The organism is Sporofaciens musculi (assembly GCF_009830285.1).
Classification (GTDB): Bacteria; Bacillota; Clostridia; order Lachnospirales; family Lachnospiraceae; genus Sporofaciens; species Sporofaciens musculi.
The window spans coordinates 3,263,254-3,279,765 of the sequence record NZ_WUQX01000001.1; the positions used below are offsets into that span (position 1 = coordinate 3,263,254).

12 protein-coding genes are annotated in these 16,512 nt (G+C 34.3%); 1 reads left to right on the forward strand and 11 read right to left on the reverse strand.

Annotation, left to right across the window (positions count from 1 at the left end; all coding sequences use genetic code 11):
• Nucleotides 1–14: 14 nt before the first annotated feature.
• On the reverse strand, nt 15–2,267 hold the full coding sequence (locus tag GN277_RS16495; RefSeq protein WP_159751965.1) for an ABC transporter permease subunit: 2,253 nt from the start codon (nt 2,265–2,267) through the stop codon (nt 15–17).
• Nucleotides 2,268–2,434: 167 nt separating this feature from the next.
• On the opposite strand from GN277_RS16495, the gene GN277_RS16500 reads away from it, so the two are divergent.
• Complete coding sequence (locus tag GN277_RS16500) at nt 2,435–5,215, forward strand: tetratricopeptide repeat protein (RefSeq protein ID WP_159751966.1); 2,781 nt, start codon at nt 2,435–2,437, stop codon at nt 5,213–5,215.
• A gap of 510 nt (nt 5,216–5,725) precedes the next feature.
• Here GN277_RS16500 and GN277_RS16505 read toward each other — a convergent pair.
• From GN277_RS16505 to GN277_RS16550, 10 genes are all read right to left on the reverse strand, one after another.
• Nucleotides 5,726–6,646 carry an acyltransferase family protein gene (locus tag GN277_RS16505; RefSeq protein WP_159751967.1) on the reverse strand — a complete coding sequence of 307 codons (921 nt, stop codon included), beginning with the start codon at nt 6,644–6,646 and terminating at the stop codon, nt 5,726–5,728.
• A 213-nt stretch (nt 6,647–6,859) separates the two neighbouring features.
• Nucleotides 6,860–8,128, reverse strand: a complete 1,269-nt coding sequence (locus tag GN277_RS16510; RefSeq protein WP_159751968.1) for a DUF6020 family protein — start codon at nt 8,126–8,128, stop codon at nt 6,860–6,862.
• Between the two features lie 80 nt (nt 8,129–8,208).
• Entirely contained in the window at nt 8,209–8,646 is a 438-nt protein-coding gene (locus tag GN277_RS16515) for a hypothetical protein (RefSeq protein WP_159751969.1), read from the reverse strand.
• 76 nt (nt 8,647–8,722) lie between these two features.
• Complete coding sequence (locus GN277_RS16520) at nt 8,723–9,256, reverse strand: ATP-grasp fold amidoligase family protein (RefSeq protein WP_159751970.1); 534 nt, start codon at nt 9,254–9,256, stop codon at nt 8,723–8,725.
• 211 nt (nt 9,257–9,467) lie between these two features.
• Nucleotides 9,468–10,772: a glycosyltransferase domain-containing protein gene (locus GN277_RS16525; protein WP_159751971.1), complete on the reverse strand. Its 1,305-nt coding sequence runs from the start codon at nt 10,770–10,772 to the stop codon at nt 9,468–9,470.
• Entirely contained in the window at nt 10,772–12,568 is a 1,797-nt protein-coding gene (locus tag GN277_RS16530; RefSeq protein WP_159751972.1) for a glycosyltransferase family 2 protein, read from the reverse strand. Before GN277_RS16530 ends, GN277_RS16525 begins: the two co-directional genes overlap by 1 nt.
• Before the next feature lie 14 nt (nt 12,569–12,582).
• Nucleotides 12,583–14,175, reverse strand: coding sequence for a glycosyltransferase family 2 protein (locus GN277_RS16535; RefSeq protein ID WP_322101292.1), 1,593 nt, complete (start codon nt 14,173–14,175; stop codon nt 12,583–12,585).
• A 193-nt stretch (nt 14,176–14,368) separates the two neighbouring features.
• Nucleotides 14,369–14,971, reverse strand: coding sequence for a hypothetical protein (locus GN277_RS16540; RefSeq protein ID WP_159751974.1), 603 nt, complete (start codon nt 14,969–14,971; stop codon nt 14,369–14,371).
• A gap of 12 nt (nt 14,972–14,983) precedes the next feature.
• Complete coding sequence (locus GN277_RS16545) at nt 14,984–15,718, reverse strand: ABC transporter ATP-binding protein (protein WP_159751975.1); 735 nt, start codon at nt 15,716–15,718, stop codon at nt 14,984–14,986.
• 9 nt (nt 15,719–15,727) lie between these two features.
• A complete protein-coding gene (locus GN277_RS16550; RefSeq protein WP_159751976.1) occupies nt 15,728–16,504 on the reverse strand; it encodes an ABC transporter permease in 777 nt (258 codons plus the stop codon).
• Between the last annotated feature and the right edge of the window lie 8 nt (nt 16,505–16,512).

Sequence of the window (16,512 nt, forward strand, 5' to 3'; positions counted from 1 at the left end):
ATGCTTTTCTGTCATTACATGCACACCCCCTTTAAGCTGCGTTTATTCCGCTTCGGTGCAACTTTCCTCTCTGCAAATGAGAGAGCTGCCGTCATCATATTGGCAATAACAAAATAAATTACTGCTGTCATTATCAGTGGAAAGAACGCCTCCATGGTACGTGAGCGTATAATGTCGGATACTTTGGTCAAATCCTGTACAGCAATATATCCTACTACTGAAGTCATTTTTACCATGGAAATAAATTCGCCTTTCAACACAGGAATAAAATTTCTGGCCGCCTGAGGCAATACAATCTTAAAAAATGTCTGGCCTTTCGTATAGCCCATAGCAAGGGCTGCCTCGCTTTGCCCCTTATCCACAGTTTCTATTCCTGTCCGCATCATCTCCGATGAATAGGCCGCAAAATTAATGGAGAATCCAATAATAGCAACCAGAATTTCAGAAATATCCGCCGAACCAAAAATTCCATAGTACAAAATCATCAGAAAGACTACAATAGGGGTTCCCTGAATCACGCGGACAAAGACCGCCCCGAACCACTGAGTCGGCTTACAATTGATCCGGCGCAGCATACATATCAAAAAGCCAAGGCACAGACCAAAAAGTCCTGAAAAGACAGAAATCAGTATGGTGACGCCAAGCCCCCGCAAAATCAGCCGCCAGCGCCCCTCTACTATGAAAGTGCTTTGGAAGCTGTCCTCAAGATTTGCCCAGAAACCTTTTTCCTGTAATTCCCCATCCAAATCACGCACCAGAAGTACCAAAGCAGAGTCATAATGAGTATCTGCAAAGTCTACCCGCTTCGCTCTTTCTTCCGTGATGGAAAGGCTACCGCTGACCACATCCGCCTTCCCGCTTTCAAGGGCGGTTATCAGCGAAGCAAATTCACAGGTTGTCATCTCCACCTTCATATCCAGTTCACGTGCAATCAGAAGCAGCAGATCTATCTCAAGCCCTAAAGGTTCGCCGCTGCTTCCAAGATAAGTCATAGGCTCATGGGCGCCATCATAGTAGTACCGGATGGTTCCCTTATCCCCCGGCCAGTCCTGCTCCATTAATACCTTTATGCTCTCATCCGCCCCAAGCCATTTTTCCTTTAAAGATGCGATTGTTCCGTCCTCTTTAAACTTTGCGATAACTTCATTAAACTGTTCCCGCAGAGGACTTCCCTTGGGAAAAGCATATCCATATTTATCCCGCACGACAGGTTCTTCAAAAACTTTCAGGCCTTCATTTTTGGCTGCCGCAAGCTGTGCCAGCGGTTCATCCAACACTCCTGCATCCACCCGATCTGCCTTAAGAGCCGCAACAATATCAGGAACCGAATTGTAGTAGGAAAAGTTTTCTGCATCCGCAATTACTTCCTGTAAAAGTTTATCGTAAACCCCTCCGCTTAATGATGCAAACCTTGCTCCGGCAAAATCCGAAAGTGTCTCGTATTTTTTCTCCGTGCTGCCTTTCTGTTCCGACCTTACCATAACGGCAGACACCGAAGGATAAACACAATCTGAAAATTCGATGTGCCTGCGCCTTTCCTCGGTGGCATTTAAATTCGCCATAATACAGTCAATGTCGCCGGCCTCGGCCGCGGCAATAATTCCGTCATAGTCGTAAACCTTAATTTCCACTTCCGCATTCAGCCACGCTCCAAAACGGTAAATCAGCTCCACATCATATCCGGTAAGAGTCGTCCCCTCGTAGTAGCTGAAAGGCTGAACCATTCCTGTTGTTCCTACCTTAAGCTTACAGTCCGGCATCTGTGGCGCCTGTATTTCCGGCATAGTTTTCTCCGCCCTGCTTACCCAGCGGTCATACATATCATCCAGCGTCCCCTCGGCTCTTGCTTCCGACAGAAACTGGTTCACTTTATCTTTTAAATTGTCAACCTGGCTTTTGGGTGAAATTCCCACAGCCACATCCATACTTTCTCCCAGGTTTTCCTCTAAAATCTCCACATTCTCAAGACCGCTGGCAATAGCAAATTCCATCATTACCCGGTCATAAACAAACCCGTCCAGTTTTCCCTGGGAAATGGCAAGATACCCCGAAGAGTTGCCGGAAAATGTTTTATGCTCCGCCTCCGGCAGATATTTTTCCGCCATATACATGCCTGCCCCGCCTTCTGGAACACCAATCGTACAGGCCGGATTGTTGAGCTGTTCTATGCAAGTGATTTTTTCATTTTCTTTCCTTCCACATCCCCCAAGGCAAAGTATCCCTAAAAGGGCAAGTGTTAAAAGCGCTATTCCTTTTTGTAAAACCATTTTTCCCCACCTTTCGTCCCCGTCACAGAGCTTCTATATATTATAGCAGATAAGAATTTTGCTTTGGTGGGTATGGGATAATTTGTATTTTTTCAGGTATGATTTGCTATAAATTCTTCTTAATCTTTCATATATCAGTTAATTCCGGTATCATGACAGTCCATCCCATGATTCAATACCTGCTTCGTTTTCTATCCGCAGAGCAAGACGATATAACTGAGTACCTGACAGACACAGACGGAAGTTTTCGACTCCCAATACCTTTTGAAGCTATTATTGAATCCCTCAAGGCCAATCTTACCTTCAAAAATTCTTCACAGAGCTTTATTGAGGTATTTGCCAAATTGTTTGATGGGAACGAAAATATAAACCACCGCCTGATGGCGCAATTACTAAAGAACAGAAAAGTATTTTCAATAGTGACCACCAATTTTGATACCTGTATTGAACAAGCCTTGGGCTGGAATAATGGAGACAGCAGAATCGTCATCCCTTATATAGAGCCGCTGGACACGCTCAAAGATATGGATATTACAGGAAAACTAATCAAACTCCACGGCTGTAAAAGCCGGCCAGATTATTTAGGTATAACGGTAGAACAGATTACCAAAACAGAATATTGGACAAAGACTATGACTGTATTAGATAAAATATTCTGTGCTGATGAATCCAGGACAGTTTTGTTTCTTGGGTATAGCTGTTCAGATTTGTGGGATGTAGCCGAATACTTTCATAATGCCAGACTTTTAAACAAGCGCCTTGCACACTGTATTTACTGGCAGCATTCCAATATAGATGATGTATCTATAACTGCCAACGCATACCAAATGCTTGACGGCCATGCCTGCTCGTACTTTAGGGGCGATACAAATCTTCTGATACGCAACCTATATGAGCTTGAAAACCTTCCAATCCAAACCGATGCCATTACCCAAAGATACAATGATTTTGGAAATCTTATTCCCCAGAATCCTGAATTTGTTCTGGGAAAGCTTTTTGAAGACTCATCCTATTTCGATCTGGCAATTAAATATTTTGAACTTGTTTTAAACAGCAACGAAAAATCATCCAAAGATATATACATACAATCAATATCTGGTCTCGGTAAAATGTACGCTGCTAAAAACAATTTTCAGCAGGCCATAAGAATACTTCGCACAAACATACATTCTATTACTCACTCTAATATACAGGAATTAAATCCAGGGCTGCTAATGATGGTCACACAATATGCTAACATTCTTGTAGATATCAATGATTGTTTTACTGCAAAAAAACTCTATGAAGACACAATTCATTTGATAGCGGATGATTCAAATAATGCCCTGTCCACACCTCCTCTTGCACATTTATATAACGATTTGTCTCTTGTTCTGCAAAAGTTACAGGATTACAAGAGTGCACAAGAATATTTTGAAAAAGCTCTGAACATTTTTCGTAAATATGCAGAAGAAAGCCCGCAGGCATATTTGCCGAATGTGGCAATGGTTTTGTGTAATGAAGCAATCATGTTAAATGAAATGGGTGAATTTAATAGGGCAAAACAATTATATGAAGAAGCCCTTAAAATCAGAAAAAAGCTGCTAAAAACAAACCCAGTATATCTGCACGATTTGGCAACAACATTGAATAATTATGGGGTTGCACAACAATCTACGGGAGATTATGAGTCTGCAAAAATACTAATTAATGAGGCCCTGGATATCCGAAGAAATCTTGCTCAGTCAAATGCAAAAGTATATTTACCCTATGTGGCGAGTACACTTTTAAACAAGGCAGCCAACTCCAAATACCTTCAGGATTATACTACGGCAGAGCAGTCCTGTGTAGAAGCCATTGACATTTACGCACGTTTTTTAAAGGCAGACCCGAATAGTTTTCCCTTGCAAATGGCTGAAATATTAATAAATCTGTCCGGAATTCTTGTTAGTTCTAACAGATTAATTGAGGCTTTGTCGTACTGCGAAAACGCAGTTAAATTATGCGAAAAATCAGTCCATCGAAACCGAATTACCATCCTGCCTGTTCTGGTATTAGGTTATACTATACTGACAACAATCTACCAATATATGAATTCTTTTAAAACTTCATATAAAATATATAGAAAGCTTCTTCGCATGTCAAATGAATTAGTTAAATTAAACAGACCAGCAAATATCGCACAGCATGCCAAAATTTTGTTTAACTATGCAAATGCAAATTATACGGATAAAAAATTCAAAAAAGCACAAGAACTATTTGAAGCAGCGCTGAAAATCTTTGAGGAGTTATCCGTTGAGCATCCTGCTATTTATTTACATAATGTACGAACGACACTAAAAATGCTGTCCTCAATAGATAAAAATGACGAAGATCATATTCCAAGATGGGAAAGAGTTATTTCTATCGACAGATATTTTGCAGAAAAAAATCCGCAGATGTATTTAGAGAATTTAGCCTTGGACTTACGGAAATTTGCAGACATACAGATGCAATTGGGATATATTTATCAAGCAGAAAAATTGTATAAAGAGGCTTTGTGTATATTAGATAGTTTTGATTTAAAAGCCTCTCCTGATTATGTTCGGGAGATTATTGGAATATTAAACTGCCTTGGAATTGTTAATTTTAAATTTGGTGAGTATGATGAGGCAATTTTGCTATATAGAAAGGCATTAAAATATAATGATGTGTGTCCTGACGAATCACTTGAAAAGTATTATTATAATATTTATATGACGTACTATAATATGTCAATTTCTCAGTCTGAGAAGGGAAGTGGCAGACAGCAGATATTGTGTCTGAAAAAAAGTGTTTCTGCGGCGAGAAGGTTAGTAAATTTGAATGAAACAGAGTATACTCCTACCCTAATAAACGGGCTTCATCAGTTGTCCCATGCATGCTACAGTAGTGGGTTGTATAAAATGGGAGAAGAATATTTTGCGGAGGTGGAAAGGCTTATGTACTGATAGAGTGTAAGGTCCATTGAATTATCATGGACTTTACACTCCCAGACTATACTTCTGTCCTTCCCCAAACCGAACCTCACAATCCTTCCGATAGAACGCTATCCCATAACAGTCAATCTTCCGATACCCTTCTGTGCTCAATTCTTCCATATACCTTTTATCATAAATCTGCTGCAATGCCTTTTCGATTTCTCGTAAAAAATCGACACATTTCGTAAAATTTTACAAATATTTTTATACCTCTATCTATAATATAATGTCCTGAACTTCATTATCGCAATACAAGTCTCCATTCGCAGCTAATATCATCCCAATATATAGCGGTATCCCAACTATTAGCGGGAAATCATACCTCAGCATAGCTACCAGCCCTAACAGGCAGGTTCCCCAATATTCCAACGGTAATACAAACACAGTAATATACGTATACTTTCTTATATACATTAATATCGAAATACCTATACTGTTCATCATAATAAACAGCACTGTCCACGCTTTTCATACGAAATCTTATTTTAATAATGAACATGCAAATTTATTATTTGTTTTGTATACTATTAAACAAATCATCATGCTCCCTGAAAAGACAACTACAAAATTAGTAAGTACAGAAAAAGAAACTCCAAACATATATGTAATAATAAATAAGAATGATATAATCATTCTATGTAAAAGGTATATCCCTGTACTTAAATTCCTTAAAATTACAGTCTTTTCATTTTTCATTCTACAAATAACTAAATTCAAAAGGAAAAGTGGAATAAATGCAATATGTGAAAAATATAAGGCACCATCATCAGCATATTTCAAATTAAATAAACTTATTACCTCAACTATATATACAAAATAAAAAAATATACAAAAATATAACAATCCTTTATTGTTCTTGCTTATTCTTGTTTCGATATATAAGTCATAAGTTTTCACACCTAATAATAACATAAAGAAGCCTACAAATATACCGTTTCTTGCAGATATAAAGATATATAGATAACTATCTATAAAATCTTTAAGACAATTCAAAACATTATCTGTAAGAAAATAATAATTATTTGATAATAAAGCAAATAAGTATCCTATAAAACCAATTACTAGAGCTAAATTAATTTTTCGGTTAATAATAAAAGGATAAGCTAATATTATTCCAACAATGCATGCCTGAATATACCATAAAGCACCATATGGATAAAAACAAATATGCTTAATATTATCTATTATAATTTCATATGTCTCAATCCCTTGTATACGCATTTTGATTGACTCAAGTATTATATTAATACTTTCAAAGAAAATAAGTGGTCGCAATAATCTCATAACATACTTTTTAACAAACACTTTATATTCCTCTATATTAGAAAAATATATCTTTTCCTCAAATAAAAAACCTGATGCGCAAAAAAAAAGAATGGAACTGCCAATCTCAATACACACTTTTCAAAAAGATATGGTAAATTGTATGGTAATAATGTATATACCCCTGTGTGTAAGACAATAATGCAAATAGAAAAGAAAAACTTTGCAATATCAATAGACGAATATAATTCTCTTGTCTTTTTCACCACAACACCCCCATCCTTGAATTTTAACCTTAATATGTCATTTCAACTGTAAGGAAACCTGATGAAAAATGATTAATAGCGAAACTCAAGCAATGACACTATTTAATTTCTCATAGTCTCTTTTCACAGCTAATACTATCCCAATATACAGTGGTATTCCAACAATTAATGGTAAATCATATCTCAGCATAGCCACCGGCCCTAGTAAACAAGTTCCCCAATATCCTATTGGTAAAATAAAAATAGAAATATACTTATATTTTCTCATATACATCAGTATTGATATACCTATGATCATCAACCAGAATGGGAAAGCCATATTCATCACTACTGAAAGAACAGGGAACCTATTATAATCATGACCATTTGACATATTTCTTAAATACTCGTCATAAACTGGCAATAAAGTATGCCTTGTTATTTTTAATGTATCATACTGAGCATCCATAAACGATCCGTCATAAAAAACGCCATCGTAGCAGTATAATCTTGGGCCAATATACCAATATTGATATGCCCCACAAAAAAAAGATTCTAAATAAATTACAGGGTTCTTTAATCCAAGATTAATCCAAATATTCAAAAATTTCAGCATATTCTTTGTAAAGGCTTGACTATTAAAACCCGATTTAACTGGATCAGCGCTATATTCATCATATTGCTCTAAATATTCCACAGGAATAATACGTGTAATTATATTCTTTTCTTCTTCTGTTATACTTGAAGGATTCTTATTCCAGACACGAGCAATTTGTTGCATAGGTACACTTAACATCTCACGCATATTTCCCTTTTCTATTCCAAATGCTGTTGAAATCGGTCCCATAATCAAATTGACACATATAATTAAACTAATTCCCAAAATTAAGCATTTCATTCTATAGTTTTTCACACTTATAACCAGAAAAGGAATAAATACTATAAAAACATATTTGCCTTGATTTCTTAGCATACACATTAAAATTACACTGGCACCATACCTAATAATATATGTCCTTGTAGAAAAAAATTTTTCAGTATCCTTTATAATTTCAAAAGAAAATACGATAACTAACAAGAACATACCACTAAACAATACATCTTTTGTTGTAGTAAAGGCAAATGCTTGAATAATTGGATTAAATGCAAAGAATAAGAATGTCCCTACGACAACTATCGTTCCGGTTCTCCATTGATATAATTTGTATATACAATAAGTAAAGATTCCACTCAGTAGCACACTTTGAATGATGCAATAAATCAAAACACCTGCATTATAGGATTTAAAAATACAGTCTCCCGCAAATAAGCAAGCATTGAGAAATAATGTATGAATTATCGGATGTCCTGAATTGAGCTGGTGCATGAGTTTCATTTGAACTACTTGCGGCCATGCATCATATGCAAAATTTCCTGGAAACATGGCTAATAACGCTGGAAGCCAACATAAGAGCATTACAGCCCATATCCCAAATATATTTTTCTTTTTATAAAAAAAATTTTTAAATTATCTTTTCCTATTTTTATTTTAAAAAAATAATCATATAACAACAAGAGTATCGCTTCAATTAAACACCACAATATAAGAAAAACTATGAAAGATTTAAGCGACAGATCAAATGCATGTGCTTCAGCAAAGGGTTTACTCAACACAATTATTAATGCAAAACCAAAACTAGCCCAAATAGTAGAACAGATTAGCTGACGATCACGTTCCGCCTGTAATCGGCGCAGTAGATAAAATACAATAGCTACTAAAAGAACTGCAAATAATGAATTAGAAGATATAGACAAATAGGGATTGTTTATAAAGAAATAATTCGTTAAAATATACGTAAAACAATAACTTATTAACAAAATAAAAAATAAATTTATCCATTCTTTCTTTTTCATTACAAACAAAACCTCCTTAGACAATTCTACTCTGTCTTATCATCTATTTATTCCCATAAATAATATTTGCAATCTCTTAAACTTTCCGCAACACAATCTTGTCTCCCCATATTTCATCTGTACTGTCCAACAATTGAGAATCATATCCAGCCTGCGGAAAAAAAGTCAACTCTCCAAAATAAATTTTATGATTTGCATAATATAAATCAACCCTCACACATGGAAAATCTTGTGCTAAACTTTCTGCTATTTCAAACATTCTGTCTATACATTCCGGCTTATCCATTGTATATCCTTCTGGTTCATTTAACCCGCTGATGTTATACCTCTTAAAATTCCAATCCTTATCAAAAAAACGGAATTTAGTATTTCCTTCACGTCTTCCGGTACACACCATCACATTATCGGCCACACCACTAAAACACATGAATTTATAATCATCAAACTCACCGTCTCTAAAATCTGTCATATATTCTTCGATCATAATTTTGGGAGCAACATTTTTATAAGGCCATTCTCTCCAATAGTAATAATAATTCTGACTTAAATGCTGATTAATTTTCATTTCAGCCTGTTTAATATCAAATGTCTTTTTATCCTCTGACATCATTATTTAGACATTCATTACGCGAGCACAGATGACATCCACACTTTAAATATTCATCATCATCAATACATAACCTTCCCCCATATCCTTTTTCAAAGTATAAATTTTATGGATGCTTCATGTTACGGATATGTTCAGGGACGATCGTTCTTCTATTTTCATTTTCTTTATGGCTTATAGGAAAACCTATTGTTTTCATCTCATCCTCCAATTTTTAATATCTTTTTAAAATCACTTTCCTGATAACTTTAGTTACCAAATCCTGACGTTCACATAAAGGTCTTACTTTATCATATAATGGACTTACTCTGATTTCCTCATAGGGTTTCAAGCGCTTTTCTAATTCAGAACATCTATCTAGCATTTCTTTATATTTCTGATTGATGTTATTGTATTCATAATTCATTTTTTGATTTTGCTGTTCCATAGAACGAATAGAATTGTTAAATGTCCGTTTATCATAATAATAACTATCTATAATAGCATCTAAAAACTTTTGATCTAAAAAATCATCTGTTCTTGACAAATTGAAAAAAAGTCCTATCTTTTGTCCCAAGCTAAATTTACCTCTAATTCTAATAACCATATCCTCATTATCAAACACATGATATTTCAAAACAGGTAATCCCGAATATGATATCTCCGTTACTTCTGATACATCAATACTAAAATTATATATCATTCTCCCAAAATGTGTGCCAAAATTGATTAGTATATCCTCACATTCCAGAGGCATCACAAATTGTAGTTTACATCCTCTATCATTTTCTTCAATCACATAATCTTGATAGGCACAGGATTCTACATCTCTACATTTTCCAAATACAATTCTGCATGACGTAATATCTTTTAATTGTCTATGGGATTTGCTAAAAAAATATGGATTTTCAAACACATTCATGTCAATCCATTGTATATTTAACTCCATATTTCTTACAACATACGGAAAATATAATTGATCCCTTTTTGCGTATTTTTTCAATAATTCAAACCATAACTTCATTGCCTGTTTGACTAAAATATTATTATGTCTTCGTATCAGAACTGTACATTCTGCAAGCCCATAATGTTCCGGATACTTTTCTTCTCTCAGCATTTTAAGTACCGGAACTAGGTTTTCCTTATCCTCTTTTCGTCCAATTATACAGGCGATTGCTTCTTCATATACACAATCCCGAACACTATGTCTAAAACAAGCCATATTATACTTGTCTATTTCACAATATTGATTCAAAAAATTCTTTATACTATTTCGCACCTGAACCGCACCATCTATCCATATACTAATATCATACCTATCTTTTAAAAGCGGATGACCTAATATCTTTATCTCTCGCGATAACAACATATTTCCAAGATTATTATTATCTTCAATATAGATCATTTCCCATTCAGCAGATTTTAAATTTCTGTTATTTGTAAAACAGATATAATCAATACCTTCTTCTTGATATACAGGCTGCAATTCATCGTAATCGCCTGTTATACATGTATAAACACAGATTTTCTCATTACTCATTATCGCTTTCCGCCTTTCAACTTACAATTCGTATTATCTAACGCAAAATTAATATTGAAATAGGGATCGCCTTTTTTAAGTATCTTTCCCCATCGCCTTTTAAAGATTAGCGACTCCTCGTTAAGTCGATTCATCTTATCTAAAGTATCTTCCTTTCCACGTGTCTTAGATTCATAATGATATAATTCGGCATATGGATTATATACTACCAAATATCCCTTTTCCTGAATCCGTAAACATAAATCCACATCATTGTAAGCTACTTTATATCTTTCGTCAAAGCCTCCAATTTCCTCAAATACCGATTTCTTAACCAGAATACACGCACCCGTAACCGCACTATAATTCTGTTGTGTAATTATTCTTGCGAAATATCCCACCTGATCCTTAGGTGTATTTAAAAAGATATGTCCGGCAATTCCGCCTAAGCCAACCACAACACCCGCATGCTGTATTGATCCGTCTTTATAAAATAATCTTGCCCCAACAGCGCCAACATCCTGACGCATACAAACTCCAACTAGTTCTTCAATACAATCGCAGTTAATAATCTCTGTATCATTATTCAAAAACAGTAAATATTCTCCTTGCGCAAATTCACTTCCATAATTGTTAATTGCAGCGTAATTAAATTCTTTGTTCCAAAATTCTACTTTTATCTTATTATCTTCTATTTCTATCTTCTCATAAAATTCAAATGTTTCTTTCTCACTACTATTATTTTCTATAATAATTATCTCATAATTATTATAGCTACACTTACTAATTGAATGAATGCATTTTTTTAAATCATCGACATGATCTTTATTCGGTATAATAATAGATACCTTTGGCTTGTCGTGTAAAATATATTTACTTCTATAAACGCCTAAACATTTTGTTTGGCTGACACTTACATCCTTTAATCCTATTCTGTCATAATGCGCTTTTATTGCATTTGTTCCTGCTTCAAATGCATACATTTTGCTTTCCGGCTTTTCTGCGGTTGAACCCTCGTGCATTCTCCAATGGTATAAAATCTTAGGAATATGATAAATATCTTTCGTTATCTCTGAACATCTGAAAACAAAATCATAATCCTGAGCACCATCAAATTCTGAATTAAATTTCCCGACCTGATCTACAATCGTTTTTGCAACTACAACAAGATGACAGAAATAATTTGTAGAATTTAATAAATCCTTATTAAAATCTGGTTTAAAATGAGGTTGGAAATGTTTCTTTCCATCCATGGTCACTTTATCCTCATCAGTATAAATAATTTTTATTTCAGGTTTTTTATTTAATACTTTTACGCACTCATATAGTGCATTAGGCGCAAGTAGATCGTCATGATCTACAAATACAATATAATCACCAGTACATAACTCTAATGCCCTGTTTGTATTTTCCGAAATATTAAGTTGACAATCACTCATTATAACCTTAATTCTTGAATCATATTGTACATATTTTTTCAAAATTTTCTTTAGTGGAGAACTCTCTCCGCTTCCATCAGATAGACATAATTCCCAGTTTTGATATGTCTGCTGGCGGACAGAATCTATCATAGTTCTTAAATATTTTTCAGGAGTCTTGTATAATGGTACAATAATTGAAAATTTAGGCATGGATTGAAACACTCTTTTTGATTGTTTCTTTTTTTCTCTGCGGGTCAGCAACGTTTTTTTATAAAATCTTTCATATCTTTTTTCTTCCACTTTAAATAATCTGTATAAAGTAAGCTTAACCACAAATTTTAATCCATATTTACGATAATATCTTATAGCTTTGTTTATTTTCCTTTTTATCTTCATGCCCTTATAGCCTCCTATACTATACGCAGAGAAAAATCATTTTTCGTCAATGTCAAATTGGGATTATAGTAAGGATCTCCTGCTTCTAGCTCTTGTTTCCACTTTTTTTCAAAATAATGAACTTCTCCATGAAATCTTTCCAGCTTCTCATCTGTATCTTCTATCCCTCTCGACTTGGATTCGTAATGATAAAGTTCTGCATACGGCGTATAAACAATCAGTTTGCCTGCCTTTCTAATCCTCATGCACAAATCCACGTCATTGAATGCAACTTTCAATTTTTCATCAAACCCACCTAGTTCTTTAAATAAAGTTCTAGGCATCATCATACATGCTGCTGTTACAGCGGTAAGATTCTGTGTACATTGGATACGCCCAAAATAACCCTTTGCATTATGTCCTTTTCCGCAAAATGCATGTCCGGCAATACCTCCAAGTCCCAGGATAACACCGGCATGCTGAATCGTCCCATCTGGATAATATAGCCTTGCACCTACTGCTCCTACTTCGCTTCTAACCACATGGGAAATCATCTCATAAATACAATTTCTATTTATTACCTCTGTATCATTATTAAGAAAGAGAATATATTCCCCTTTTGTACTATTAACACCATAATTATTTATAGCAGAATAATTAAATTCTTTGCTTTTATTCCATGTCACTATCTGTACATTTTTATATCGCTCTAACAAAGACATATAGTACTGAAATGTTTCTTTTTCAGTACTTCCATTTTCTACAATGACAACTTCAAAGTTTGAATATTCTGAAATTTCAAACAATGAACGTATACAGCGTTCTAAATCATCTACATGATCCTTATTTGGAATTAAAATTGAAACCAGTGGTTCTATTTCTAACTGATAATTTACTTTACATATTCCTGAATCATGCACATGTACAAAACCTTTCAACTCACATCTTGTCAAATGTTCTTTAATTACTTTTTCCTTCTCTTTAGATTGAATTCCAATATTACTATTTTTATTAACCCTTTTATGATACAAAACTTTAGGAATATGCCATATATGCTCGCTTTTCTCAATACACCTTAAGATAAAATCATATTCATATTCATAATATAGTTTTTCACAAAATGTTCCTATTTCTTTCTGTAATTCCTTTTTCACAACAAATAAATGTCCTATATAATTTGTACTACGCAACAGATCCAAATTAAAATCTGATTTAAAATGCGGATGAAAATATCGCTTCCCATCCACACTAATCCTGTCTTCATCCGTATACAGCATATCGATTTGAGGATACTGATTAATTATTTTAACGCACTCATAAAATGCGTCTTTTTCTAACAATCCTTCTGCTTCCACAAAAGTTATAAAATCACCATTGGAAATCTTAAGGGCCCGATTCATATTCTCTGTCACAGAAAGTGAGCTTTTAGAAAATATCACCTTAATTCTTTGATCACTTCTTACTCTTTTAGAGAGAAGGACATCCTTGGACTTCAAAAATTCATTTCCACAAGAAAAACATATTTCCCACTTTCTATAAGTCTGTCGTTGTATTGATTCAATCAGTTTTCTTACTTTCTTTGGGTCTGCGCTGCAAACTGATATAAGTATACTAAATGTCGGTTCTATTTCAAATGACTTTCTCTGTTTATTGCATTTTTAGTTTGATATAGTTGCTTTTTTTTTACACCAATAATAATTACTTTTTCAATATGAAACACATCAAAAAAACATATTGAATAAAACTTAGCACACCAAAATTTTGAATAAGTTCTAATATCCGTCGTATTTTTATTATTATTTTCTGCTTCATCTTCGTCCCCTATGCAAAAAGCCTATATAAAATACGGAAAAACAAGACAAAATAAACTATAAATCCAAGGGTAACTATAAATGTTTCTATATCGAAACGATAAGTTATTGTCCTTAAAATTAAGGTCCCATTGATTTTCTCACCGTTGACATTTAAATCATCAGTAAAATTGCTTTGATTATCATAATATAACCCAACGCTTTCACCTTCACTCATATCTTCTGTCTTAAAATAGATTATATAAAAACCGCTTTCTGTCCCCTCCACGGTCTTATCGAATTTAATCTTATTAATTCTTCCATTATCAATATCTGAAAGCGCAATCTTCCCCTCTATTAAAGTTTCTCCATTTAAATCCTGCAAATCATATACTAATTTTCCGCTATCTGAGATACTGTTTACCAATACTTTAACTGCTATTCCATCAAAACTCTTTTCTGTACATTCAAATACCTGGGAAATTGAAGCGTCCTTATTTATATTGACAGCTATATACTCACTACTATCACTTTCACCATCGTATATATAGTGCGCCTTATCTACATGAGCATACAAAAAACATAAAATAATTGCTGCCATACTAAATACAACATATTTCAACCACTTTTTCACGCTATTACTCCTTTATGATTTTTTATACTCATTGCAAATCTCATATGCATCTCCATAACATTTCATATGGCCTTGTTCTAACCAAACTATCTTATTACAGATTTTCTCTACCTGCTCAATGCTATGGGAAACAAATAAAATAGTCGTCCCCTTTTCCATCATATTATGGATACGTCTTTCACACTTTTCCTGAAACTGAAAATCTCCAACAGATAATACTTCATCCACAATCAAAATATCCGGTATACCTATTGTTGCGATTGCAAATGCTAAACGTGATACCATTCCTGAAGAAAAGTTTTTTACCGGCACATCCATGAAATTATCCAACTCCGAAAACCCCACAATATCTTCATAAAAATGATTCATCTCCTTACGAGTATATCCCAGTAAAGCTCCGTTTAAGAATACATTCTCACGTGCCGTAAGATCCATATCAAAGCCTGCGCCTAACTCAATCAATGGCGCGATAGTTCCGGTAGTTTCGACAGCTCCTTCTGTTGGCTTCAAAACGCCTGCAATTGTTTTAAGCATTGTACTTTTACCACTTCCGTTTAAACCAATTAAACCTACGGAATCTCCTTTACGCACTTCAAACGAAACATCCTTTAACGCCCAAAATTCCTCCATAGCTACCTGCCCTTTAATGCGCTTAATGACATATTCTTTAAAACTGTCAAACTTTTCTGAAGACAAATTAAATTTCATGGACACATGATCCACTTTAATAATTACTGGTTGTTCCATATTATCCACCTATAAGTTAAGAATAAATGTATCCTGGTTACGATAAAATACGAATAATCCAACTGCCAAAGACACACCTGCCTCTAATATTCCAATACATAAATCGCCAACTCCAAATACTGTGTTATTCAGCATGACATTCCTGAACATCATCAAATAATTTGTCAATGGATTAAATCTAACTATCTTAGAAAGCCAATCAGGCAATATTGACATTGGATAAATAACAGGGGTTAAATACATCAATGCAGTTATGAATACAGAATATAAATGCATGATGTCCCTAAACTTAACTACTAACGCTGCCAAAAGCAATCCAATCCCTAAAGAAAATACAATCAACAGCAACACAGGAATAATCGACAAAATAATTGTATAATGTAACTCTACACGCATAGCCATCATGACCAATAACAATGCAGAAAATGATGCTGCCAAATTAATTACACTTGAACATATTCGTGACACAACAAACAAATACTTGGGAATATATACTTTTTTAATCAATGATGCGCTCCCTAATATTGACGCCATACCGTTATTGGTAGCATCTGAATAAAAATTAAATATAGCCTGTCCACTAAGTATATAAATAGGAAAATTCTCTATATCAAATTTAAACAAGTTTGTAAATACAACGGACAAAACAACCATCATTAATAACGGATTTAATAATGTCCACAAAACCCCTAATATAGATCTTCTATACTTAATCTTTATATCTCTTGCCACCAATTCATTGAGCAGCGGTCTAAATTTAAGAAAATTTTGAATATATGTTGACACGTTAATCC

Bases quoted from the DNA above. Each gene is read 5' to 3' on its own strand.
- GN277_RS16495 (WP_159751965.1), bottom strand. From the start codon at position 2,267: ATGGTTTTACAAAAAGGAATAGCGCTTTTAACACTTGCCCTTTTAGGG.
- GN277_RS16500 (WP_159751966.1), top strand. From the start codon at position 2,435: ATGATTCAATACCTGCTTCGTTTTCTATCCGCAGAGCAAGACGATATA.
- GN277_RS16510 (WP_159751968.1), bottom strand. From the start codon at position 8,128: ATGAAACTCATGCACCAGCTCAATTCAGGACATCCGATAATTCATACA.
- GN277_RS16515 (WP_159751969.1), bottom strand. From the start codon at position 8,646: ATGAAAAAGAAAGAATGGATAAATTTATTTTTTATTTTGTTAATAAGT.
- GN277_RS16520 (WP_159751970.1), bottom strand. From the start codon at position 9,256: ATGATGTCAGAGGATAAAAAGACATTTGATATTAAACAGGCTGAAATG.
- GN277_RS16525 (WP_159751971.1), bottom strand. From the start codon at position 10,772: ATGAGTAATGAGAAAATCTGTGTTTATACATGTATAACAGGCGATTAC.
- GN277_RS16530 (WP_159751972.1), bottom strand. From the start codon at position 12,568: ATGAAGATAAAAAGGAAAATAAACAAAGCTATAAGATATTATCGTAAA.
- GN277_RS16545 (WP_159751975.1), bottom strand. From the start codon at position 15,718: ATGGAACAACCAGTAATTATTAAAGTGGATCATGTGTCCATGAAATTT.